Raw genomic sequence first — 23,073 nt, 5'->3', positions numbered from 1 at the left:
TAAATCTACTGCGCGACCCGTGCGCCTTGCCCACGAGCCGCTCGCTACGATTTAGTTTGGGAGAGTTATGTACTACGTAGGAGCTCACGTCAGCGCTTCCGGCGGTGTGGAAAACGCGCCGCTGAATGCTGCCGAAATCGGCGCCAACGCCTTTGCGCTGTTCACCAAGAACCAGCGTCGCTGGGACGCCAAGCCGTTGACCAGCAAGAGTATCGATGCCTTTAAGCGAAACTGTGAGAAGCACGGTTTTCGCGCCGATCAGATCCTGCCTCACGACAGTTACCTGATCAATCTGGGACATCCGGAAGCGGATGCGCTGGAGAAGTCGCGCAACGCTTTTATCGATGAGATGCAGCGCTGCGAGCAGCTGGGTTTGACCCTGTTGAACTTCCATCCAGGCAGCCATCTGCGCAAGATCAGCGAGACTGAATGCCTGGCGCGGATTGCCGAGTCGATCAACCTGGCGCTGGACAAAACATCGGATGTCACGGCGGTGATCGAGAATACCGCAGGTCAGGGCTCCAACCTGGGCTGCCGCTTCGAACAACTGGCCGAGATCATCGATCAGGTGGAAGACAAGTCCCGCGTTGGCGTCTGTCTGGATACCTGTCACACCTTCGCATCGGGCTATGATCTGCGCAGCACCGAAGCCTGTGAAGCGACCTTTGCGGACTTCGCCCGCACGGTGGGCTTTGAATACCTGCGTGGTATGCATATCAACGATTCCAAGGCCGTGCTCGACAGTCGTGTCGATCGCCACCACAGCCTTGGGCAGGGTGAGATCGGCTGGGCGGTGTTCCGCTACATCATGCAGGACTCCCGCTTCGAGGAGATTCCGCTGGTGCTGGAGACGATCGATCCCGATATCTGGGCCGAGGAGATACAGCAGCTGCGCCGCTTCTCCATTGGCGAGATGGAGGTCGCCTGAACCCCCTGTCATCTGTCACCGCGCTGTCATGGCACTGCCATAAACTGAACCATTGAGCAGTTGTTTTTCAGGTGGTTGCAGATGGATCAGCGCGGTTTTAAGGATGAAGAAGTTGATACTGGACAGGCGGAAGCGGAGCTGCTGGCGGATATTATTCGCGAGCAGCGGCTCTACCCGGTTTTTCAGCCCATAGTCGATCTCTCGACGGGAGAGTGTCTCGGTCACGAGGCGCTGATTCGCGGCCCCAGGGGCACTTCTCTGCACTCTCCCTATCATCTGTTCAACGCGGCGATTCGTAATCATCTGCTGCATCGTCTTGAGCTTTTGTGCCGGCGCTGCTCCATCGAGAGTTTTTCCGCGCTCGGGATGCAGGGCAAGCTGTTTCTCAATGTCTCCGCCTCGCTGTTGAGCACTCCAGAACATCAGCACGGCTTTACCGCTGAACTGCTTGAAGAACTGGGTATTCCCCGCGAAAACATCGTCATCGAGCTTTCCGAGCAGCACCCCTTCGATCATCACGGCCTGACCCGTTCCGCCGTGGAGCACTACCGTGAAATGGGTTTTCATATCGCCATTGATGACCTGGGTAGCGGCTACTCCGGGCTCAAGCTCTGGTCGGAGCTGCATCCCGATTACGTCAAGATCGATATGCACTTTGTCCGGGGCATCGACAAGGATTCGGTTAAGCGCGAGTTCGTGCGCTCTATCTGTAATATTGGCCATACCCTGGACTGCAAGATCATCGCCGAGGGGATAGAAACCCTTGAAGAGCTGCATACCCTGCAGGAGATGGGGGTGCGCTATGGTCAGGGGTTTCTGCTGGGTCGACCGGCACCGGAGCCGGGCCTGTTGATGGAGCCCCTGGTGGTGCGTCACGGCTACCTGCAGAACCGGGGCGATATGCGGATGCTCGCTCAGGCGGATACCGCCCGGGTGTTGGTGCGCAGTATTCCGGCAGTATCCTCCGAAGATCTGCTGAAGGATGTGAACGAGATCTTCCGCAACGACTCACAGATTATCGCTGTCCCGGTGCTGGTGGATGGTGAGCCGGTTGGGGTGGTGCGCAGAGCCGATCTGCTCGAGCTGTTCTCGGCGCAGTATGGTCGTGCGCTCTACGAGCAGAAGCCGGTCACACGTCTGATGCGTAAGGATGCGCTGATTGTGCCCAGTGATATGCCGTTGGAGCGGGTGTCGCTGATGGTTACCGAGCAGGAGGACTCGGTGCTGATCCAGCAGGATCTGGTGGTTATTGAAGATGGCTGTTACGTCGGTATGGCGAACGTGCGCGATCTGCTGAAGCGTATGACGGAGCTGAAAATCCGCAACGCCCGCTACGCCAATCCGTTGACCATGTTACCCGGCAATGTGCCGATCAACTCTGAGGTGGACCGGCTGCTGCAGCAGGCGTGTGACTTTCATGTGGCCTATTTCGACCTCAATCACTTCAAACCCTTCAATGACTGTTACGGCTACACCCGCGGTGATGAGGTGATCCGCGAGCTCGGCGAGCTGCTGGTGCGTTTTGTTTCCGCCGACGATAACTACCTGGGACACGTGGGCGGCGATGATTTTGTCGTGCTGTTCCGTCACCACGACTGGCGAAAAACCTGTGAGTCGATTCTCTCTGCCTTTGAAGAGCGGGTGCAGGCGCTCTGCCGTGCCGACGACCTCGAGGCGGGGGGGATCTGGGCGCAGGACCGTAACGGACAGAAAGCGTTTTTCCCGCTGCTGAGTCTGGCGATCGGTGTGGTGCACCCGGATCCTTACAAATGCTCCAGCTGCCATGACGTCGCGGAGCTTGCCGCCGAGGCGAAGAAAGAAGCCAAGGCGATAGGCGGTAACGCGCTTTATATCTCATCGAGGCGCATACCACGCCCATCTCCGATTGGTCGTCGCAGCGCCTGAGTTGACCTTTCCCTCCCGGTGAAGCCATGGATTTTTCTCTGGCTTCGCCAGCCCCCCGCTAAACGCGTTATAGTAAGTCGATCTCAAACAGGGGAGCGACAATGCAGAAAACGTGGCAGGCCGAATTTGGCAGGGACGACTACCGCATCGAAGAAGACCAGCGTGTATTCGATGGTTACTTCAAGATGCACCGCCTGACACTCAGTCATCAGCGTTATCATGGCGGCGAGGTCCGTATCACTCGTGAGATTTTCCGTCGCGGCAGTGCGGTCTGCGTGCTGCTCTATGATCCACGCCAGGATGCCGTGGTGCTGGTCGAGCAGTTCCGGATCGGTGCTCTGGATGCGCCCGAAGGCCCCTGGTTGCTTGAACTGGTCGCCGGTATTGTTGAAGAGGGGGAAAGCGTCGAGGATGTGGCGATCCGTGAAAGTGAAGAAGAAGCGGGTATCAAGCTCAGCGGCGTGAAGAAAATCACCCGTTTTCTGCCCAGCCCCGGCGCCTGCGATGAGTGGATCGACCTGGCGTTTGCCTGTATCGATGCCCGGGATGTGGGTGGTGTCCATGGCCTGGCGGAAGAGGGGGAGGATATTCGCGTGCGTGTCCTGGCTGCGGATGAGGCCCTTGAACTTGTGCGTAACGGGCGCATCAATAGTGGACCGGCGATAATTGGTCTACAGTGGCTTGAATTGAATCGCCAAACTATTCGAAATAGCGAGTCGTAACGAGGAACTGGCAGAGTAACGATGAAACGCAAGTATGTACCCGACCTGTCGCGACAGGGTTCTGTCTGCGAAGCTAACTATGCACGGCTGCTGAAGCTGCTGCCGGATCTGGATACTCAGGATCAGCGTGAGTACCAGATCAGCTGGCAGGGGCGCAGTGCGGTCGTGCGGCTGCAGGTCGAGGAGCGTTTCCGCTACACCACCACGGTGATGGTGAGTCAGCAGCTGGAGAGCGACTCCCGCTGGCTGGATGCGCCACAGCTGCTGGTGCGACTCTATCATGACGCCGGTATGGCAGAGGTGATCTGTATCCGTCAGCGCCGTCAGCTCTCCGGGCGTTACCCCTATCCAAACCCACAGATGCATCAGCCGGATGAGAAAGCCCAGTTAAACGACTTTCTCGGCGAGTGTCTGAGCCAGTGCCTCAGTCATGGCCACCTGATGGAGCCTGTGTTCGTTGGCTGAAGCTCACTCCGATTCGATCTACCTGCTGCAGCTCACCGATTGTCACCTGATGCCGCAACCGGGGCAGCTGTTTCGCGATATCGATGCGGACCGGCAACTGGCCCGGGTCGTAGAGCATCTCATGGGTATCGACCAGCCCATCGACCATCTACTGCTGACCGGTGATCTTGTTCACCACGGCGAGGCCCAGGCATACCGGCGTCTGCTCGACATACTGGCGCCGCTTCCTGGAGAGAGACACTGGATTCCCGGTAACCACGATGAAATCGACGCCATGCGCGCCGCAACCTCCATGCCCTGTGGGCAGGAAGAGGTCGATCTGGGCTACTGGCGCCTGCTGTTGCTGGATTCGAGCAGCTATCCCGATGGCCGCGGCAGCGGTTCACTCAATGAGGAAGAGCTGCACTGGCTGCAGCAGCGTTTGGCTCAATCCCCTGAGCGGCCGGTGCTGATCGCTTTGCATCACAACCCGCTATCCACCGGCAGTGACTGGCAGGATGAGATCATGCTGGGTAACGCTGCAGCCTTCACCGAACTGGTGGCGGCTGCTCCTCAGGTGAAGGCGGTGATCTGTGGTCATCTGCATCAGTCCCAGGTGCGAACTATCGCCGGCGCGCAGTTCTGGTGTTCCCCATCCACCAGCGTGCAGTTCCGACCGGCACAGAGCGATTTCCTGCTGGAAAGTGAGGGGCCGGACTCTCAGCCCGGCTACCGCTGGTACCGGCTGGATCCCGATGGCTCTGTAGAGTCGGGGCTTGTGCGAGTGGACGCGGTTGCGCCGGAACCGGAGCTTGGGTAACGTTCCCGCCATTCAACTGATTCTGAACAGGTGTTGCTGATGGCCGATCCGGTATATATCTATGTGCACGGCTTCAACAGCTCGCCGGCCTCCTGGAAGGCTCAGCTCTTTGAGCAGGCGCTGCAGCAACAGGGCAAGGCGGAGCGTTTTCGTTGCCCGGCGCTGTCGCACTGGCCTGAGAAAGCCATGGAACAACTGAATACCGAGCTTGAGCAGTGTGCCGGTGAGCAGGTTGTGCTGGTGGGCAGCTCCCTGGGCGGCTATTACAGCAGTTTCCTGGTAGAAGCCGCCGCTGCGAGGGGCGAGGCGTTGAGCGCGGTGCTGGTGAATCCCGCGGTACGTCCCTACGATCTGCTGCGTGACTGGCTCGGCGACACCAGTAATATCTACACCAACGAGCAGTATGAGCTGACCGACGAGCATCTACACCAGTTGCTGGCGCTGGATTCGTCGGCACCGGTTGATCCGTCGCGCTACCTGCTGCTGGTGCAGACCGCGGATGAAACCCTGGATTATCGCCAGGCTGTGGATAAATACCGGGGCTCGACTCAGTTCGTGCAGCCCGGCGGCAGCCACGGTTTTGACCGGTTTGAGCAATTGATTCCCGCTATTTTCGCCTTTGCCGAAGGGCGCATCGAGCTTCCTGAGCCGACGCCGCTGCCGGCAAGCGCAGATTGATTACAGGACAAAAACGGATGTCGAAGCAATATAACGCTGAAGCGATTGAAGTACTGAGCGGGCTGGACCCGGTAAAACGGCGTCCGGGTATGTATACCGAAACCGATCGCCCCAACCACCTGGCGCAGGAGGTGATCGACAACTCCGTGGATGAGGCGCTGGCCGGCCATGCCCGTCGCATCGATGTCACCCTGCATGATGACGGCTCTCTGTCGGTCAGTGATGATGGCCGCGGTATGCCGGTGGATATCCACCCGGAAGAGGGTGTCAGCGGCGTTGAGCTGATCCTGACCCGCCTGCACGCCGGCGGTAAGTTCAACAACGACAACTACACCTACTCCGGCGGTTTGCACGGTGTGGGGGTGTCCGTGGTTAACGCGCTGTCCAAGCTGCTCAACTTGGAGATCAAACGCGATGGCCAGGTCTACAAGATCGGCTTCGCCGATGGTGAAAAGGTCTCCGAATTGGAGGTCGTGGATACCTGCGGCAAGCGCAACACCGGCACAACGCTGCGTTTCCTGCCCGATCCTAAGTATTTTGACAGCCCCAAGTTCAGTGTTTCCCGGCTGAAGCACAACCTGCGTGCCAAGGCGGTTCTCTGCCCGGGACTGCGTGTGGTGTTTACTGACGCTAGCGGCGCCAAGAAGGAAAAAGAGGAGTGGTATTACGAGGATGGCCTGGTGGCCTACCTCAAGGGCAATACCCAGGTTTATGAAACCTTGCCGGCCGAGCCGTTTACCGGTCACCTGCAGGGCACCGAAGATGCCGTGGAGTGGGCGGTGCAGTGGCTCTCCGAGGGTGGTGAAGTGACCGCCGAAAGCTATGTGAACCTGATCCCCACCGCCCAGGGCGGTACCCACGTCAACGGTCTGCGTTCCGGCCTGCTTGATGCGATGCGTGAGTTCTGTGAGATCCGCAACCTGCTGCCGCGTGGCGTCAAGCTGAGCCCCGAGGATGTCTGGGAGCGCTGCTGCTATATCCTCTCTGCGAAGATGCGTGATCCACAGTTTGCTGGGCAAACCAAGGAGCGCCTCTCCTCGCGCCAGATCGCTGCGTTTATCTCCGGCACTGTGAAGGATGCCTTCTCCCTCTGGCTGAACCGCCATGTGGAGGAGGGCGAGAAGATCGCAGAGCTGGTGATCGCCAACGCCCAGCGTCGCATGCGCTCCAACAAGAAGGTGGTGCGCAAGAAGGTAACCCAGGGGCCAGCGCTGCCCGGTAAGTTGGCGGACTGCTCTGGTGGCGATATGACCCAGTCCGAGCTGTTCCTGGTGGAGGGTGACTCCGCCGGTGGTTCGGCCAAGCAGGCACGTTCCCGTGAATTCCAGGCGATCATGCCGTTGCGCGGTAAGATTCTTAACACCTGGGAAGTGGAGTCCGGCGAGATTCTCGCCTCTCAGGAGATTCACGATATCTCCGTGGCGATCGGTGTCGATCCGGGCTCCGACAAGCTCGACGGCTTGCGCTACAACCGTGTCTGTATCCTCGCCGATGCGGACTCCGATGGTCTGCATATCGCCACGCTGCTCTGCGCACTGTTCGTGCAGCATTTCCGCCCGCTGGTGGCGGCGGGTCATGTCTATGTGGCGATGCCTCCGCTCTATCGTATCGATGCCGGCAAGGAGGTTTACTACGCGCTGGATGAAGAGGAGAAGCAGGGCATCGTTGAGCGAATCAAGGCTGAACGTCGTAATGCCAAGATCAATGTACAGCGCTTCAAGGGTCTCGGTGAAATGAACCCGATGCAGCTGCGTGAAACCACCATGGCGCCGGATACTCGCCGTTTGGTTCAACTAACGTTGACCGATGGCGACGATACTTTTGAAGTCATGGATATGCTGCTGGCCAAGAAGCGTTCCTCTGACCGCAAGCAATGGTTGGAGAGCAAAGGTAACCTCGCAGAGGTGATCTGAGCGCCCGCGGGGTCTATAGTTAAGGCATGGAGCCGGCGAAGGATGCCGGCTCATCACCGCTTGTCGGGGGTGTGCCCATGCCTGTTGATCGATCTCCCTTGCGCTGTTTATTGCTGACGACGCTGTTGAGCGTACTGACCGCACTAAGCGCGCTGAATGCCGTTGCCGCCCCTGTGCCGGCGGCGCAGGGACAGGTTATCCAGACTGTCGGTGAAATCGCGCCGGACTGGTCACGTCTGTACGCCCTCTATGCACGCTCTCAGTCACCCTATCTCTGGCATGATGCCGAACAACACCCCGATATCGAGCTGATCGACTCGCTGCTGAATGCGGTGGATATCGCCTACGCCCAGGGACTGCCCGCCTCCCGTTATCATGATGTGCGCCTCAGTCGTGAACCTGATCCTGGGGTAAGAGATCTGCTGCTGTCGGATGCCTTGATACGCCTGATGAACGACCTAGGTCGGGGGCGGGATGAGGCTGCCATTGATCGGCTCTGGTATCTTCCGCGCCCCGATATCGACCCGGTGGAACAGGCCTGGCTGGCGCTCCAGCAGCGCGCTCCCAGCGAAAGGGCGGAAGTGCTGGCGCCCAGGTCGCCCCAGTATCTCGCACTGGTAGATCTGTACGGACGCTATCGCGCTTTGTTGAAAAAGGGTTCAGTACAGCCGCTGCAACTGGATGATCTGCTGGAGCCCGGTGACCAGTCTGTGCTGGTGCCTGCGTTGCGAGAGCGGCTCGTTCAACTGGGTGATGCCCAGCCGGATCCGCTGGCTATGGAAACCGCCCCCGATCTTTACGACCAGCCTCTGGCAGAGTCTCTGAAACGTTTTCAGGCGCGTCATGGGCTGGCTGAAGATAGCGTGGTTGGGCCGAAAACCCTGGCAGAGCTGAATCGCAGCCTGGATCAGCGCTTGGCGCAGATCGAGGTTAACCTGGAGCGCTGGCGCTGGATGCCAAGAGAGCTGGGTCAGCGTTATATCCTGGTCAGCCCCGCGGGTTACTTCCTCGAACTGGTGGAGAATGACCAGGTCAGTCTCTATGCCAAAACCATCACCGGACGCCCAAGAAGGCCGACACCCTCTTTTCAGTCTGATCTTAGCTATCTCACCGTGAATCCCGACTGGACCGTGCCGCGACGGATTATGCGTGAGGATCTGTTGCCGAAGGTCCGTGCCGATATCAACTGGCTGGCGGAAAACCAGGTTCGGGTACAGCAATACCGGGATGGCAGCTGGAGCTATGTCGCCGCCGAGGAGATCGACTGGCAGGCGCCTGGCAATATCCGCATGATTCAGGCACCGGGTGCAGGCAATGCCCTGGGGCAACTGAAACTTGGTATGGAGAACCCTTACTCGATCTATCTCCACGATACACCGTCAAAATACCTGTTCGACAAACCCCTGCGTCCGTTCAGTTCAGGCTGCGTGCGAGTGGAGGGTATAGAACAGCTTGCGCAGCGACTGATCGCCGACTCGCCGTCGATGCAGAGCTGGTTTGATGCAGCGCAGGCGGGAGGGGAGAAACGGATCCGGAAACTACCTCAGTCGGTCCCTGTTTACCTTGTTTATCTATCAGCCTGGGTCGATCCCGAGGGTGGGGCGCAGTTCCGTCCGGATATCTACGGTCTTGATGCTCAGCTTCAGGCTAGGCTGGATGCTGCCGCGCCGATTTCGGATACCCAGGTGGCTGTGCACAAGTGATTAAAATATATACATTTGTTTCTTTATTGGTTAGCATTTGAACTATTGAAGGAATTTATAGCCAAAGGATTAAATCAAGAATCGACACCCTGAGGTAATACACGAGTGCCGTTCAAACGTAGTTCGAGGTTGACCGCACCTCTCTCCCGCCGCGGTTTTATGAAGGGCTTCGCAGCGACCGCTGCAGGGCTTTATATCCCCAAAACCTTTGCCAATATCCCCAATGAAAAAGAGCGTCAGGTCGCCCTGCATAACCTGCATACCGGCGAGAAGGTGAAACTGACCTACTGGGAAAAAGGGAATTACCTCAGCGAAAGCCTGGCCGAAATCGACCATGTGTTACGCGATTTCCGCACCGGCGATGTGCACCCCATGGATCCGGCGCTGATCGATCTGCTCAATGCGCTCAGGCTGCGGGCTGGTCGTAAGGGGCCGTTTGAAATCATCTCCGGCTACCGCTCTCCCAAGACCAACAACATGCTGCGTGCCAACAGTAATGGTGTGGCGAAGAAGAGTCTGCATATGCAGGGTAAGGCGATGGATATCCGTCTCCCCGGCATGGAGCTGCATCAGTTGCACAAGATGGCGGTGGATCTGAAGGTAGGTGGCGTCGGCCTCTACACCGAGTCCAACTTCATCCATGTGGATACAGGTAAGGTGCGCTACTGGGGCAGCTGATTGGCCCCTCCAGGTCGCCAGAAAGGTTATGCACAGGCCGATGGTCTCTGATGGAGCAGACCTGTCCATAACCTCTCTTTATCTCTTTATCTCTTTATCTCTTTATCTGGCCTGGCGAAAGCGGGCGACCAATCCAGGCTCTGCCTTTTTCCTATTACTGCAGGTTGCTCAGGTGCCTCCCAGTTCGCACAGCAGAGTAGTATTCGTCGCTATCCGGTTAACCCTCCGCACCTTCTGCTGAGTCTCGGTTCAGTAATCACGGTCGTGAAGGGGTTGCGTAAGCCCGGCGTTAAGCTCGCTCTGCGCGCGAGGCTGGAAATTTCATCGCCTGGGGCTCCTGGTCGAGAGTGTGACATCTGCCTGGTCGGCCACTCTATGACGGAAGTGTCATAAAAGTGTGATTGAGTCCAAATCAAGACACTTGGTGATGTCGGGTTTGAGCAGATTCGTGCCAGGTTTCGTGGACAGGAATAGCGACATACACTAAAATATTGCCGGTTTTAGCCACAGGTCTGTGGCGAATCAGCAGAATTTTTGTAGAAGCGAGGTGAGCCGAAGGCTCGACCTCGCTTTTTTGCACGTATTAGGCGGTGTTTAGAGGCTTTTGGGCTTCGAGCCTGAGGCGGCACTCTCTTTCAGATCATAAAATTTTTAGCGCACGCGCGGGGAGGTTCAATTGACGCGACCAGCCATTCTGGCCCTTGAAGATGGCAGCGTATTCCGGGGGGTAGCGATTGGCGCCGATGGAGAGTCCAGTGGTGAGGTGGTATTCAATACCTCGATGACCGGCTACCAGGAGATCCTGACAGATCCTTCCTACTGCCGCCAGATCGTCACGCTCACCTATCCGCATATCGGTAACGTCGGCGTCAATGCCGAGGACGAAGAATCCCGTGACCTCTGGGTTGCCGGACTCGTCATTCGTGACCTGCCGCTGCTGGCAAGCAACTTCCGTAGCGAAAAAGCGCTGGATGAATACCTGCGCGACAACAACATTCTCGGCATCGCCGATATTGATACCCGTCGCCTGACCCGTATTCTGCGTGAAAAAGGTGCGCAGAACGGCTGCATCATGGCAGGCGATGCCATCGATGAAGAGAAAGCGCTCGCGTCTGCCCGCGCCTTCCCGGGTCTGCAGGGTATGGATCTGGCTCGCGAAGTCAGCGCCAAAGAATCCTTTGAGTGGAACTCCAGCACCTGGAAACTGGGCGAAGGTCACGCAGAGATCGCTGCCGCTGATCAGGATTTCCACGTGGTCGCTTACGACTTCGGTGTGAAGAGCAATATCCTGCGCATGCTGGTTGAGCGCGGTTGCCGCCTCACCGTGGTACCGGCACAGACTCCCGCCGCTGACGTGCTGGCGCTGAATCCGGATGGTGTGTTCCTGTCCAACGGTCCTGGCGATCCAGAACCCTGTGACTACGCTATCCAGGCTATCCAGGAGATCCTGGCGACCAAGCTGCCAGTATTCGGTATCTGCCTGGGTCACCAGCTGCTGGCGCTGGCATCCGGTGCCAAGACCGTGAAGATGAAGTTCGGTCATCACGGTGCGAACCACCCGGTGCAGGATCTGGATAGCACTCATGTGATGATCACCAGCCAGAACCACGGCTTTGCTGTCGATGAGGCAACACTGCCGGATACGCTGCGTGCGACCCACAAATCCCTGTTCGATGGTTCCCTGCAGGGGATCGAGCGTACCGATTGCCCGGCTTTCAGCTTCCAGGGTCACCCTGAAGCCAGCCCGGGTCCTCACGATGTGGCGCCGCTGTTCGATCGCTTTATCGAACTGATGCGTGCTCGCGCCTGAGGCAAGACGCTCTACAAGCCCTGAACTGAAAACAGCGACGACCGGTTACTACAGATGCCAAAACGTACGGACATTAAAAGTATTCTCATCCTCGGCGCAGGCCCCATTGTCATCGGCCAGGCGTGCGAGTTCGACTATTCCGGAGCGCAGGCGTGTAAAGCGCTGCGTGAAGAGGGTTACCGGGTCATCCTGGTAAACTCCAACCCGGCTACCATCATGACCGACCCGGTGATGGCTGATGCTACTTACATCGAGCCGATCAACTGGAAGACCGTAGCCAAGATCATTGAAAAAGAGCGCCCGGACGCGCTGCTGCCGACCATGGGTGGCCAGACTGCACTGAACTGTGCGCTGGACCTGGACCGCGAAGGCGTGCTGGCCGAGTTCGGTGTCGAGATGATCGGCGCGACTCAGGATGCCATCGACAAGGCGGAAGACCGTGAGCGTTTCGATAAGGCGATGAAAAACATCGGCCTGGAATGCCCGCGTGCATCCATCGCTCACAGCATGGAAGAAGCACTGCAGGTGCTCGATTCTATCGGCTTCCCGGCGATCATCCGTCCCTCCTTCACCATGGGTGGTTCCGGTGGCGGTATCGCCTACAACCGTGAAGAGTTCATCGAGATCTGTGAACGTGGTCTGGACCTGTCCCCGACCAGCGAGCTGCTGATCGATGAATCCCTGATCGGCTGGAAAGAGTACGAGATGGAAGTTGTTCGCGACAAGAACGACAACTGCATCATCGTCTGTGCTATCGAAAACTTTGACGCCATGGGTGTGCACACCGGTGACTCCATCACCGTGGCGCCGGCCCAGACTCTGACCGATAAGGAGTACCAGATCATGCGTAATGCATCGATCGCGGTGCTGCGTGAGATCGGTGTAGAGACCGGCGGCTCCAACGTACAGTTTGGTGTCGATCCGAAGACCGGCCGTGTCGTGGTTATCGAGATGAACCCGCGTGTATCTCGCTCCTCCGCGCTGGCTTCCAAGGCTACCGGCTTCCCGATCGCCAAGATCGCGGCCAAGCTGGCGGTGGGTTACACCCTGGATGAACTGCAGAACGACATTACTGGCGGTCGCACTCCGGCATCATTCGAGCCGGCTATCGACTACGTAGTTACCAAGATTCCGCGTTTCACCTTCGAGAAATTTCCTCAGGCCAATGATCGTCTGACGACTCAGATGAAGTCTGTTGGTGAGGTGATGGCGATCGGTCGTACCCAGCAGGAATCCCTGCAGAAAGCGCTGCGGGGCCTGGAAGTGGGTTCAGATGGCTTTGATCCGATTGTTGATCTGAGCCACGAAGATGAAGCTCGCGACGAAGTGATCGCCGAGCTGTCTCAGCCTGGCGCCCAGCGTATCTGGTATATCGGTGATGCTTTCCGTCTGGGAATGAGTGTTGATGAGATCTATCAGTACAGCGGTGTGGATCCCTGGTTCCTGGTGCAGATCGAAGATCTGATCAAGGACGAACAGCGCGTTTCCGAAATGGCGCTGAGCGAGTTGGATAAAGACCAGGTTTACCGCCTCAAGCGCAAGGGCTTCTCCGATGCACGTCTGGCGAAGCTGCTGGGCGTGTCTGAGAAACAGTTCCGCAAGCAGCGTCAGAAGCTGGCCGTACGTCCGGTGTTCAAACGTGTTGATACCTGCTCTGCCGAGTTCGCTACCGATACCGCTTACATGTACTCGAGCTATGAAGAGGAGTGCGAAGCGGCGCCGAGCGATCGTGAAAAGATCATGGTCATCGGCGGTGGCCCGAACCGTATCGGTCAGGGTATCGAATTTGACTACTGCTGCGTACACGCAGCGCTGGCAGCCCGTGAAGACGGTTACGAGACCATCATGGTCAACTGTAACCCGGAAACGGTTTCCACCGATTACGACACCTCCGATCGCCTCTACTTCGAGCCGATCACCCTGGAAGATGTGCTCGAGATCGTTAACGTCGAGAAGCCCAAGGGCGTTATCGTGCAGTACGGCGGTCAGACTCCGCTGAAACTGGCGGTCGCACTGGAAGAGGCTGGCGTGCCGATCATCGGTACCAGCCCGGAAGCGATCGACCGTGCGGAAGACCGTGAACAGTTCCTGCAGATGCTCAAGCGTCTGGGGCTGAAACAGCCGGAAAACGCCACCGTGCGTTCCCTGGAAGAAGCGATCATTCAGGCCAAGAACATCGGTTACCCGCTGGTTGTGCGTCCGTCCTACGTTCTTGGTGGCCGTGCCATGGAGATCGTCTACAAGGAAGACGAGCTGCGTCGCTACATGAACAACGCGGTTCAGGTTTCCAACGACGCACCGGTGCTGCTTGATCACTTCCTGAATGCAGCGATCGAAGTCGATATCGACGCAGTCAGCGACGGCAAGACCGTGGTGATCGGCGCGATCATGCAGCACATCGAACAGGCCGGTGTACACTCCGGTGACTCTGCCTGCTCACTGCCGCCGTACAACCTGGCGGCGGACGTTCAGGACGATATGCGCGAGATGGTGCGCAAGATGGCGCTGGAACTGGGTGTTGTCGGTCTGATGAACGTGCAGCTGGCCTACCAGGACGGCGAAATCTATGTGATCGAGGTGAACCCGCGTGCATCCCGTACGGTGCCGTTTGTTTCCAAGTGTATCGGTGTTTCCCTGGCAGCTGTGGCTGCGCGGGTGATGACCGGCAAGACACTGGAAGAGCTCGGCTTTACCGAAGAGATCGTACCGAAGTTCTTCAACGTCAAGGAAGCGGTATTCCCGTTCAACAAGTTCCAGGGTGTTGACCCGATTCTCGGCCCTGAGATGAAGTCCACCGGCGAAGTCATGGGTACAGGTGATACCTTCGGCGAAGCGTTCATGAAGGCTCAGCTTGGAGCTGGTGAGCGTCTGCCGCGCAAGGGTACTGCCTTTATCTCCGTGCGTGATGTGGATAAGGCGGGCGTTGTCGCCGTAGCTCAGGATCTGGTAGAACTGGGATACAAACTTGTTGCAACTGCTGGCACTGCCTCTCTGCTGAGCGACAACGGTATTGCCGTAGAGCGGATCAACAAGGTGGCTGAAGGTCGACCGAATATCGTCGACATGCTGAAAAATGGAGAGATCGCCTACGTCATCAACACGACGGAAGGGCGCAAGGCAATTGCAGATTCTGCTGAGATCCGTCGTTCTGCGCTGCAGCACAAGGTGCCTTACACCACCACGCTGGCGGGCGCTGCGGCCACTGCGGAAGCACTGAAGTACGGTGAAGAGAAAACCGTGCGTCGTCTGCAGGATCTGCATTCAGGAGTTGCAGGATGAAACGAGTACCCATGACGGTCGAAGGCGAAAAGCGCCTTCGTGAAGAGTTGTCACATCTCAAGTCAGTGGAGCGTCCCAAGGTGATCGGTGCGATCGCTGAGGCGCGCGAACACGGTGATCTCAAGGAGAACGCCGAATACCATGCTGCGCGTGAGCAGCAGGGTTTTATCGAAGGCCGTATTGCCGATCTGGAGCACAAGCTGTCCCAGGCTCTCGTGATCGATGTGACGAGCATCGATCACACCGGCAAGGTGATTTTTGGTACCACCGTTGAGCTGATCAACCTGGATACTGAAGCGACTGTGCGCTACCAGATCGTCGGTGACGATGAGGCGGATATCAAGGCGGGCAAAATCTCGGTGAACTCACCGATCGCCCGCGCGATGATCGGCAAGGAAGAGGGTGATATCGCCTGCGTGGAAACGCCGGCGGGTGCCACCGAGTACGAAATTGCTGAAGTGCTGCATCTCTGATTCAGTTAGCGAACGAAAAAAAAAGCCGCTCCGGGTAACCGAGAGCGGCTTTTTTATGCTGAAGCCAGATTTTGCGGCAGCTAATAAAGTCAGGCTGCGATTAGGGCGCGCGAATTAGAGTACGCGATGCAGATTTGAGAGCTTCGGGTTGGGCTTGTCGGCAGCGCGATAGATCAGAGCGATATTGCCGATCTCCTGTACCAGGTCGCATTCGACAATGGCGCAGAGCTCGCGAATCATCTCTTTTTTGACGTCGCGGTCGCCGACGACGAGCTTCACCTTGATCAGCTCATGATCCTCAAGCGCACGATCGACTTCCAGCTGGATGTTTTCTGTCAGGCCGTTGCCGGCAACGGTGACGATCGGATTCAGTTTGTGTCCCAGGGTACGGAACTGCTTCTTTTGCTCGGGGGTCAAGCTCATACTAGAATATGGTGCCTCGTTGAAAAGGGGTTTCCCAGGCGGGTTGAAGTACAATTTTAACCGAGTTGTTCAGAATAGAGTAGCAACGCGGTGCCGGAGATGAGTTTCACGTGGCAAAATCTAAAAGTAGCGGGCGCTGGCTCAAGGAACATTTTGATGACCAGTACGTCAAACGCTCGAAGGAAGCGGGCCTGCGCTCCCGTGCCAGTTATAAGCTGCAGGAGATAGACGCCAAGGATAAGCTGTTGAAGCCGGGTTCTACCGTGGTGGATCTGGGCGCAGCGCCGGGCGGCTGGTCTCAGGTGGCGGCGGAGCTGGTGGGTGAGCGCGGTCGTGTGGTCGCCTCGGACATCCTGTCGATGGATCCGCTGGCCGGTGTCGAGTTCATACAGGGCGACTTTACCGAAGAGGCTGTGCTGGAAAAAATCCTCCAGGCGCTCGGTGGTGAGCTGGCCGACCTTGTAATCTCTGATATGGCCCCCAATATGAGTGGTAATGCGTCTATCGATCAGCCGGCAGCCATGTATCTGGTTGAGCTGGCGCTGGATCTGGCACGTCAGGTGTTGAAGCCCGGTGGTAATTTCCTGGTGAAAGTGTTCCAGGGTGAGGGTTTCGACACGTACCTGCAGGATATGCGGTCCAGCTTCGGATCGGTGGTAACACGCAAGCCAGACGCCTCCAGGGCGAGATCCAGAGAGGTCTACCTGCTCGGAAAAGGTTTCTTGCGCGTAGATTAGAATATTGACCGACCGGGGGCTGGCATGGTCAGCTGGACCCGGGCCGAAAAATGGCTGTCCGGATACCCCTGAGGCAGCCACAGCGAGTTTAGAGAGAACCGAGGGTAGCTCATTGAACGATATGGCAAAAAATCTGGTGCTCTGGCTGGTAATCGCCGCAGTGCTGTTGACGGTGTTCAACAACTTTAGCACCGAGACCGATTCACGCCGCGTGAATTACTCCGATTTCGTGAAGGAGGTTCAGGCGGATCGCGTCACCAAGGTGACCATCGATGGCTACACCATTGTCGGTCAGCGCAGTAATGGTGAGCGCTTTGAAACCGTGCGTCCCTCTGTGCAGGACCCCAAGCTGATCGATGACCTGCTCGAGCACAATGTGGTGATCGAGGGTAAACAGCCGGAGCGTCAGAGTATCTGGACCCAGCTGCTGGTAGCTTCCTTCCCGATCCTGATCATTATTGCGATCTTCATGTTCTTCATGCGCCAGATGCAGGGCGGCGGTGGCGGCAAAGGCGGCCCCATGTCGTTCGGCAAGTCCAAGGCGCGAATGATGGGCGAAGACCAGGTCAAAACCACCTTTGACGATGTCGCCGGTGTTGAAGAAGCCAAAGAGGAAGTGGCTGAGCTGGTTGATTACCTGCGTGATCCCGGTAAATTCCAGCGTCTCGGCGGTCACATTCCTCGCGGTGTGTTGATGGCCGGCTCTCCGGGTACCGGTAAAACGCTGCTGGCGAAAGCGATCGCCGGTGAAGCCAAGGTGCCTTTCTTCAGTATTTCCGGTTCTGACTTCGTTGAGATGTTTGTCGGTGTGGGTGCGTCCCGTGTCCGTGACATGTTCGATCAGGCCAAGAAGCATGCGCCCTGCATCATCTTTATCGATGAGATCGATGCGGTTGGTCGTCATCGTGGCGCCGGTATGGGCGGCGGTAATGACGAGCGCGAACAGACCCTCAACCAGCTGCTGGTAGAGATGGACGGCTTTGAAGGTACCGAAGGTATCATCGTTATCGCCGCCACCAACCGTCCTGATGTGCTTGACCAGGCGCTGCTGCGCCCGGGTCGTTTTGACCGTCAGGTCCATGTAGGTCTGCCGGATATTCGTGGTCGCGAACAGATCCTGAAAGTGCATATGCGTCGAGTGCCTCTGGGCGACGACGTCAAGCCGGAGCTGATTGCGCGTGGTACGCCGGGCTTCTCCGGTGCGGACCTGTCCAACCTGGTGAACGAGGCGGCGCTGTTTGCTGCGCGTGAAAACCGTCGCACCGTAAGCATGGATCAGTTCGAGAAAGCCAAGGACAAGATCATGATGGGCGCCGAGCGCAAATCGATGGTCATGTCCTACAAGGAGCGTCTGAATACCGCCTACCATGAGGCCGGTCACGCCATTATCGGTCGTGTCATGCCGGAGCATGATCCGGTGTACAAGGTGTCTATTATTCCTCGCGGCCGTGCTCTCGGTGTGACCATGTTCCTGCCGGCGGAAGACCGCTACAGCCACAGCCTGAGATCGATCACCTCGCAGATCTGCTCGCTTTACGGCGGCCGCTTGGCTGAAGAGATGACGCTGGGTAAGGAAGGTGTCACCACCGGCGCCTCCAACGATATTCAGAAAGCGACTATGCTTGCGCGCAATATGGTTACGAAGTGGGGTCTGACCGATGAGTTGGGTCCGCTGCTGTACGGCGACGAAGATGACGATCCGTTTGGTCGTGGCATGGGCCAGGCAGCCAAGGCGATGTCGGAAGAGACCCAGAAGGCGATCGATGCCAAGGTCCGCGATATCATCGACAGCTGCTACAAGAAGGCTCAGCAGATTCTTGAAGAGAACCGAGATATCCTCGACGCTATGGCCGCAGCGCTGATGAAGTACGAAACCATCGGTTCCGAACAGCTGGATGAGCTGATGGCTCGCAAGCCGGTATCTCCGCCGGAAGGTTGGGTTGAAGCGCAGGAACGTGCCGATCGTGCAGAGCGTGATATCGAAGAAGCCAAGGCTGCTCAGCGTGATGTGAAGCCCGAGCAGGACGAGCGCGATCAGGATGTGCCGGATGTCGATGAGGAAGGCAGTGAGCGTTCCGAGCGTCGTGGAGATGATTCTGACTCCAGCGGCGATGAGCCCAAGGCCAATTGATCGGTCATTACGCCGGTTAACCCGCACATTTTGGTAAACTGTCGAAGCCAGCTAACGCTGGCTTCTTTTTTTGTAAAAGATCGATTTTTGGGAGCTGCAAGTGATAACTGAGCTGCAATGCGCCGACCGTGTCCTGGATCTGAAGCGGGTGCAGGTGATGGGGATATTGAATGTGACCCCGGACTCCTTTTCAGATGGTGGTAATCTCTATCAGGCCTCGCGCCTGTCGGTGGATAAGGCGCTGGTGCATGCAGCGAACATGGTGGCGGATGGCGCTTCGATGATCGATGTGGGTGGTGAGTCCACCCGTCCGGGTGCATCCCCGGTCAGTGTTCAGGAGGAGCTGGATCGCGTGATCCCGGTGGTGGAGCGGATCAAGGCCGAACTCGATACGGTGATCTCAGTGGATACCAGTGCTCCGGAAGTGATGATCGAGTCCGCCAGGGCCGGAGCCGGGCTTATAAATGATGTGCGTTCCCTGGCGCGAGAGGGCGCGATGGAGGCGGCGGCCTCAACCGGGCTTCCTGTCTGCATTATGCATATGCAGGGCGCAACGCCCGCGACCATGCAGCTTGCGCCGCATTATGACGATGTCCTGGCTGAGGTTTATGACTTCCTGTCGCAGCGGGCGGAGCAGTGTGTGGCGGCGGGCATTGGCCGAGAGCGTATCGTGCTGGATCCCGGTTTTGGCTTCGGTAAAACCCTGGAACACAACCTGACGCTCCTGCGTCGGATGGGTGAGCTTGAAAGCCTGGGAATGCCGATTCTGGTGGGAACCTCGCGCAAGACTATGGTGGGGCAGGCGCTGGGTCGCGAAGTGGGCGACCGTCTGGCGGGTAGCCTGGCAACCGTGGCCTTGGCGATAGAACGGGGTGGTCGTATTATTCGCGTCCATGATGTGGCCGCTACGGCGGACGTGGTACGTATGACTGAAGCCGTGCTCTATGGGCCGGAACAGGAGAGGGTATGAGCAGACGTTATTTTGGTACCGACGGAATCCGTGGCACCGTAGGTCAGTTTCCGATTACGCCGGATTTCATGATCAAGCTGGGGTGGGCTGCCGGTTGTGTCTTCGCCCGCAGCGGGCGCAGCAGTATCGTGATCGGTAAGGATACCCGCATCTCTGGCTACATGTTTGAGTCCGCGCTTGAGGCAGGATTGTCAGCGGCGGGTGTGGATGTGCTGCTCACCGGCCCTATGCCGACCCCTGCGGTCGCTTATCTGACGCGGGCGTTTCAGGCCAGCGCCGGCATAGTGATCAGTGCCTCGCATAACCCGTTCGATGATAACGGCATCAAGTTCTTCTCCGCCCAGGGCACCAAGTTGCCGGATGAGGTGGAGCAGGCGATCGAGGCGCAGATGGATCTGCAGATGTCCACGGCGACCTCCGACAAACTAGGTAAGGCGCGTCGTATCAATGACGCCGCCGGCCGCTACATCGAATTCTGTAAATCCACCGGCGGTGGCAATCTGACCTTGCGTGGCATGAAAATCGTGCTGGATTGCGCCAATGGCGCAACCTATCACGTGGCGCCGAATGTATTCTCGGAACTGGGTGCGGAGGTCGTAAAAATAGCGTCCTCGCCTAATGGCCTGAATATCAATGAGGGTTGTGGAGCAACTGCGCCCGAAGGCCTGCGCAAGATAGTGCTGGAAGAGAAGGCCGACCTGGGGATCGCGCTGGATGGCGACGGTGATCGGGTTATTCTGGTGGATCATAAGGGTGAGATCGTCGATGGCGACGAGGTGCTGTTCATTATCGCCAAGGCGATGCTTGATCAGGAACAGTTGGAAGGCGGTGTGGTGGGCACACTGATGTCCAACTTCGGTCTTGAGCAGGCCTTTAAACGACTCGATGTGCCCTTCGTGCGTGCTGCAGTCGGAGACCGTTATGTCATGGAAGAGCTGGCTCGTAACGGCTGGCTGTTGGGTGGCGAAAGCTCCGGTCACGTCGTCTGCCGTCATCTGACCTCAACTGGCGATGGTATCGTTTCTGCAGTGCAGGTCCTCAAGGCGATGTCGGACAGCGGCTGCTCTCTGCATGAGCTCAAGCAGGGCATGATTAAGATGCCTCAGGTGATGATCAATGTACGTCTGGCTGGTCGGGTTTCGCTCGCCAATAACGGCAGCCTGGAACAGGCAGTCGCAGCGGCCGAGGAACGTCTTGGTGACCGCGGTCGAGTGTTGTTACGTCCCTCGGGTACTGAGCCTGTGGTGAGGGTCATGGTTGAGGGTGAAGATGAGGCCCTCGTAAATCAAATATGTCGCGAACTTGCTGAAAAGGTAGAAAATATTCTGTCGGCGCTTGTAAGTTGATAGAGCCTCAGTTAAGATTTGCGCCTCTTTCGTAAGGGGGTCCCGATGCGCAAAGCGCTGGTAGCTGGAAACTGGAAGATGAACGGGCGCGCCAAAGTAAATGGCGAGCTGGTTGCCCAAGTTCTGGCAGGGCTAGATGCTCAGGTTGATTCCGATTCTGTCGATGTGATGGTTTTTCCTCCATCGCTCTATATCTCACAGGTGAAAGGCTTGGCGGGTAAAGAGATCGGAGTCGGTGCTCAGAACCTTTGCGAATTTGCTGATGGTGCCTTTACGGGTGAACTATCGGCAGGGATGCTCAGTGACGCTGGCTGTAATGCCGTGTTGGTTGGTCATTCCGAGCGTCGCTCAATGTTCGGTGATTCCGATGCGCGAGTGGCGGCAAAAGTGAAGGCTGCGTTGGCGGCTGATCTGACCCCGGTGCTTTGCCTTGGCGAATCCCTGGAACAGCGTGACAGTGGCGAGGCCCTGAACGTTGTGGCAGAACAGCTTCGCTTGGCGACAGAAGATCTTACCGTGGAACAGATCGCTCGGCTGGTTTTTGCATACGAGCCGGTCTGGGCAATCGGTACCGGTCGAACCGCAACCCCGGAGCAAGCGCAGGAAGTTCATGCGTACCTCAGAGGGCAGTTGCAGCAGGTCGATGCAGAAGTCGCAGCAAAAGCTCGAATTTTGTACGGCGGAAGCTGCAATCCGGCGAATGCGGCTGAGCTTTTTGCTCAGGCGGATATCGATGGCGGTCTGATCGGTGGTGCTTCGCTTAAAGCTAACGATTTCGTAGCGATCTGCCAGGCGGCAGGCGCTCGCTAAGACGGTTGAGACGATGGAATCACTGGTTCTGATAGTGCATGTGTTGCTGGCGGCCGCGATTATTGCGCTGGTTCTGCTGCAGCAGGGTAAAGGCGCTGAAGCAGGTGCATCCTTTGGTGGTGGTGCCTCGCAGACCGTCTTTGGTAGTCAAGGTACAAGCAGTTTCCTCGGTCGTGTGACCGCGGTCCTCGCTGCTGCTCTGTTTGTTACCAGCTTTGCTCTGGCGGTATTCGCCAAAGATAAAGCAAATAGTGTAAATGATGCTGGCATTCCTTCTGCAGAAGTGATTGAATCTGCAGCCGAAACGCCGAGCGAGCCAGAGCTTCCGGCTCTGGGAGAAAGCTCTGCACCGGCTGAGTCCGACGTCCCGACGGCGGGTCAGCAGTAAGAGGTTTCAAAGTTTAGCCCAAGTGGTGGAATTGGTAGACACGCTATCTTGAGGGGGTAGTGTCCTACGGACGTGCCGGTTCGAGTCCGGCCTTGGGCACCAAGTTGTAAAAAAGTCAGGTTGTCTGTATAATGTGCAACCTGTTTCTGATGCGGGGTGGAGCAGTCTGGTAGCTCGTCGGGCTCATAACCCGAAGGTCGTTGGTTCAAATCCAGCCCCCGCTACCACGTTTAAGAGTGATCTGACCTTTGGTCGCACTCTTGATTTCATGGTGTAAAGGTTCCTTATTTACAGGCCTTTGCCACCAGCGGAAGTCTCGATGGGCCCCTTTTAAGGGGCTTTTTCGTAGCTAATTCAAGGCGTTGGTGCCTCGTCAGAAATGGGTCCTTTTGTGACCCATTTTTTGTTTTGGGCGTACGTCAAGGTGGGGTTATCAGTGTCAGCGAAGCTGAAGCATCTGCAAGAGTTGATTGAGCCGGCGGTTGCCGCGCTGGATCTTGAACTGTGGGGCGTAGAGTTCCACTCAGCGGGCCAGAACAGCCTGCTACGTATCTATATTGATGGCCCTGAAGGGGTCAGCGTCGATGACTGCGCCCGCGTTAGTCATCAGGTCAGCGGTATTCTTGATGTGGAGGATCCCATCACCGAGCACTATACGCTCGAGGTCTCCTCTCCAGGGATGGACCGCCCTCTATACACTTTGAAACACTTTGAGGCCTATCGCGGCCATAAAGTGCAGATCAAACTGCGAGTCCCCTTCGAAGGGCGCCGCAAGTTCAGTGGATTACTTAACGGGGTTGAAGGCGACGAGGTGCTGTTGATCGTCGATAACGAAGAGTACCTGTTGCCTATCGATTACATCGACCGGGCCAACGTGGTGCCCCAGGTCTAACAGCGGATTGAGGTATTTGGGCG

General features: G+C 57.4%; 20 protein-coding genes and 2 tRNA genes. 21 read left to right on the top strand and 1 reads right to left on the bottom strand.

The window, feature by feature from the left end; all coding sequences use genetic code 11:
* The first annotated feature begins 67 nt into the window (after window positions 1-67).
* The 12 genes from nfo to greA all read left to right on the top strand — a co-directional run bounded on the left by nfo (window position 68) and on the right by greA (window position 15,353).
* Entirely contained in the window at window positions 68-928 is an 861-nt protein-coding gene (gene nfo / locus C4S72_RS19680) for a deoxyribonuclease IV (protein ID WP_104004895.1), read from the top strand.
* 81 nt (window positions 929-1,009) lie between these two features.
* Window positions 1,010-2,833 (top strand): GGDEF domain-containing protein, encoded by a 1,824-nt coding sequence (locus C4S72_RS19675; protein WP_104004894.1) that lies wholly within the window; start codon window positions 1,010-1,012, stop codon window positions 2,831-2,833.
* 101 nt (window positions 2,834-2,934) lie between these two features.
* Window positions 2,935-3,555, top strand: coding sequence for an NUDIX domain-containing protein (locus C4S72_RS19670; protein ID WP_104004893.1), 621 nt, complete (start codon window positions 2,935-2,937; stop codon window positions 3,553-3,555).
* Window positions 3,556-3,576: 21 nt separating this feature from the next.
* Window positions 3,577-4,020 carry a DUF1249 domain-containing protein gene (locus tag C4S72_RS19665; RefSeq protein WP_104004892.1) on the top strand — a complete coding sequence of 148 codons (444 nt, stop codon included), beginning with the start codon at window positions 3,577-3,579 and terminating at the stop codon, window positions 4,018-4,020.
* The gene (locus C4S72_RS19660) at window positions 4,013-4,819 is read left to right on the top strand and encodes a phosphodiesterase (RefSeq protein WP_104004891.1); all 807 of its coding nucleotides are present in this window, start codon (window positions 4,013-4,015) and stop codon (window positions 4,817-4,819) included. Before C4S72_RS19665 ends, C4S72_RS19660 begins: the two co-directional genes overlap by 8 nt.
* A gap of 39 nt (window positions 4,820-4,858) precedes the next feature.
* Window positions 4,859-5,497: a YqiA/YcfP family alpha/beta fold hydrolase gene (locus C4S72_RS19655; protein ID WP_104004890.1), complete on the top strand. Its 639-nt coding sequence runs from the start codon at window positions 4,859-4,861 to the stop codon at window positions 5,495-5,497.
* Between the two features lie 17 nt (window positions 5,498-5,514).
* Entirely contained in the window at window positions 5,515-7,410 is a 1,896-nt protein-coding gene (gene parE / locus C4S72_RS19650; protein WP_104004889.1) for a DNA topoisomerase IV subunit B, read from the top strand.
* Between the two features lie 77 nt (window positions 7,411-7,487).
* Window positions 7,488-9,113, top strand: coding sequence for a L,D-transpeptidase family protein (locus C4S72_RS19645; RefSeq protein WP_160115553.1), 1,626 nt, complete (start codon window positions 7,488-7,490; stop codon window positions 9,111-9,113).
* 105 nt (window positions 9,114-9,218) lie between these two features.
* A complete protein-coding gene (locus C4S72_RS19640; RefSeq protein ID WP_235009204.1) occupies window positions 9,219-9,791 on the top strand; it encodes a YcbK family protein in 573 nt (190 codons plus the stop codon).
* A 676-nt stretch (window positions 9,792-10,467) separates the two neighbouring features.
* Complete coding sequence (gene carA / locus C4S72_RS19635; protein ID WP_104004886.1) at window positions 10,468-11,601, top strand: glutamine-hydrolyzing carbamoyl-phosphate synthase small subunit; 1,134 nt, start codon at window positions 10,468-10,470, stop codon at window positions 11,599-11,601.
* 54 nt (window positions 11,602-11,655) lie between these two features.
* Entirely contained in the window at window positions 11,656-14,880 is a 3,225-nt protein-coding gene (gene carB, locus C4S72_RS19630; RefSeq protein ID WP_104004885.1) for a carbamoyl-phosphate synthase large subunit, read from the top strand.
* The gene (gene greA, locus C4S72_RS19625) at window positions 14,877-15,353 is read left to right on the top strand and encodes a transcription elongation factor GreA (RefSeq protein WP_104004884.1); all 477 of its coding nucleotides are present in this window, start codon (window positions 14,877-14,879) and stop codon (window positions 15,351-15,353) included. The genes carB and greA overlap by 4 nt, the downstream gene beginning before the upstream one ends.
* Before the next feature lie 114 nt (window positions 15,354-15,467).
* On the opposite strand, the gene C4S72_RS19620 is transcribed toward greA, so the two are convergent.
* Window positions 15,468-15,776, bottom strand: a complete 309-nt coding sequence (locus C4S72_RS19620) for a YhbY family RNA-binding protein (protein ID WP_104004883.1) — start codon at window positions 15,774-15,776, stop codon at window positions 15,468-15,470.
* A gap of 110 nt (window positions 15,777-15,886) precedes the next feature.
* Between C4S72_RS19620 and rlmE the strand changes: the two genes are divergently transcribed.
* The 9 genes from rlmE to rimP all read left to right on the top strand — a co-directional run bounded on the left by rlmE (window position 15,887) and on the right by rimP (window position 23,050).
* Window positions 15,887-16,513 (top strand): 23S rRNA (uridine(2552)-2'-O)-methyltransferase RlmE, encoded by a 627-nt coding sequence (gene rlmE, locus C4S72_RS19615; protein ID WP_104004882.1) that lies wholly within the window; start codon window positions 15,887-15,889, stop codon window positions 16,511-16,513.
* Window positions 16,514-16,634: 121 nt separating this feature from the next.
* Window positions 16,635-18,644, top strand: a complete 2,010-nt coding sequence (ftsH, locus tag C4S72_RS19610; RefSeq protein WP_104004881.1) for an ATP-dependent zinc metalloprotease FtsH — start codon at window positions 16,635-16,637, stop codon at window positions 18,642-18,644.
* Between the two features lie 103 nt (window positions 18,645-18,747).
* A complete protein-coding gene (gene folP, locus C4S72_RS19605) occupies window positions 18,748-19,614 on the top strand; it encodes a dihydropteroate synthase (protein WP_235009232.1) in 867 nt (288 codons plus the stop codon).
* The gene (glmM, locus tag C4S72_RS19600; RefSeq protein ID WP_104004880.1) at window positions 19,611-20,960 is read left to right on the top strand and encodes a phosphoglucosamine mutase; all 1,350 of its coding nucleotides are present in this window, start codon (window positions 19,611-19,613) and stop codon (window positions 20,958-20,960) included. Before folP ends, glmM begins: the two co-directional genes overlap by 4 nt.
* A 45-nt stretch (window positions 20,961-21,005) precedes the next feature.
* Window positions 21,006-21,770 carry a triose-phosphate isomerase gene (tpiA, locus tag C4S72_RS19595; RefSeq protein WP_104004879.1) on the top strand — a complete coding sequence of 255 codons (765 nt, stop codon included), beginning with the start codon at window positions 21,006-21,008 and terminating at the stop codon, window positions 21,768-21,770.
* 13 nt (window positions 21,771-21,783) lie between these two features.
* On the top strand, window positions 21,784-22,158 hold the full coding sequence (gene secG, locus C4S72_RS19590; RefSeq protein ID WP_104004878.1) for a preprotein translocase subunit SecG: 375 nt from the start codon (window positions 21,784-21,786) through the stop codon (window positions 22,156-22,158).
* A gap of 16 nt (window positions 22,159-22,174) precedes the next feature.
* Window positions 22,175-22,260: transfer RNA gene (locus C4S72_RS19585), tRNA-Leu, on the top strand.
* 48 nt (window positions 22,261-22,308) lie between these two features.
* Window positions 22,309-22,385: transfer RNA gene (locus C4S72_RS19580), tRNA-Met, on the top strand.
* Window positions 22,386-22,594: 209 nt separating this feature from the next.
* Entirely contained in the window at window positions 22,595-23,050 is a 456-nt protein-coding gene (gene rimP / locus C4S72_RS19575; RefSeq protein ID WP_104004877.1) for a ribosome maturation factor RimP, read from the top strand.
* Window positions 23,051-23,073: the final 23 nt, after the last annotated feature.

This window comes from Marinobacterium lutimaris, assembly GCF_900108065.1.
Classification (GTDB): Bacteria; Pseudomonadota; Gammaproteobacteria; order Pseudomonadales; family Balneatricaceae; genus Marinobacterium_D; species Marinobacterium_D lutimaris.
Note: the sequence above shows the minus strand (reverse complement) of the source record. Positions and strands in the feature narration are given on the sequence as shown.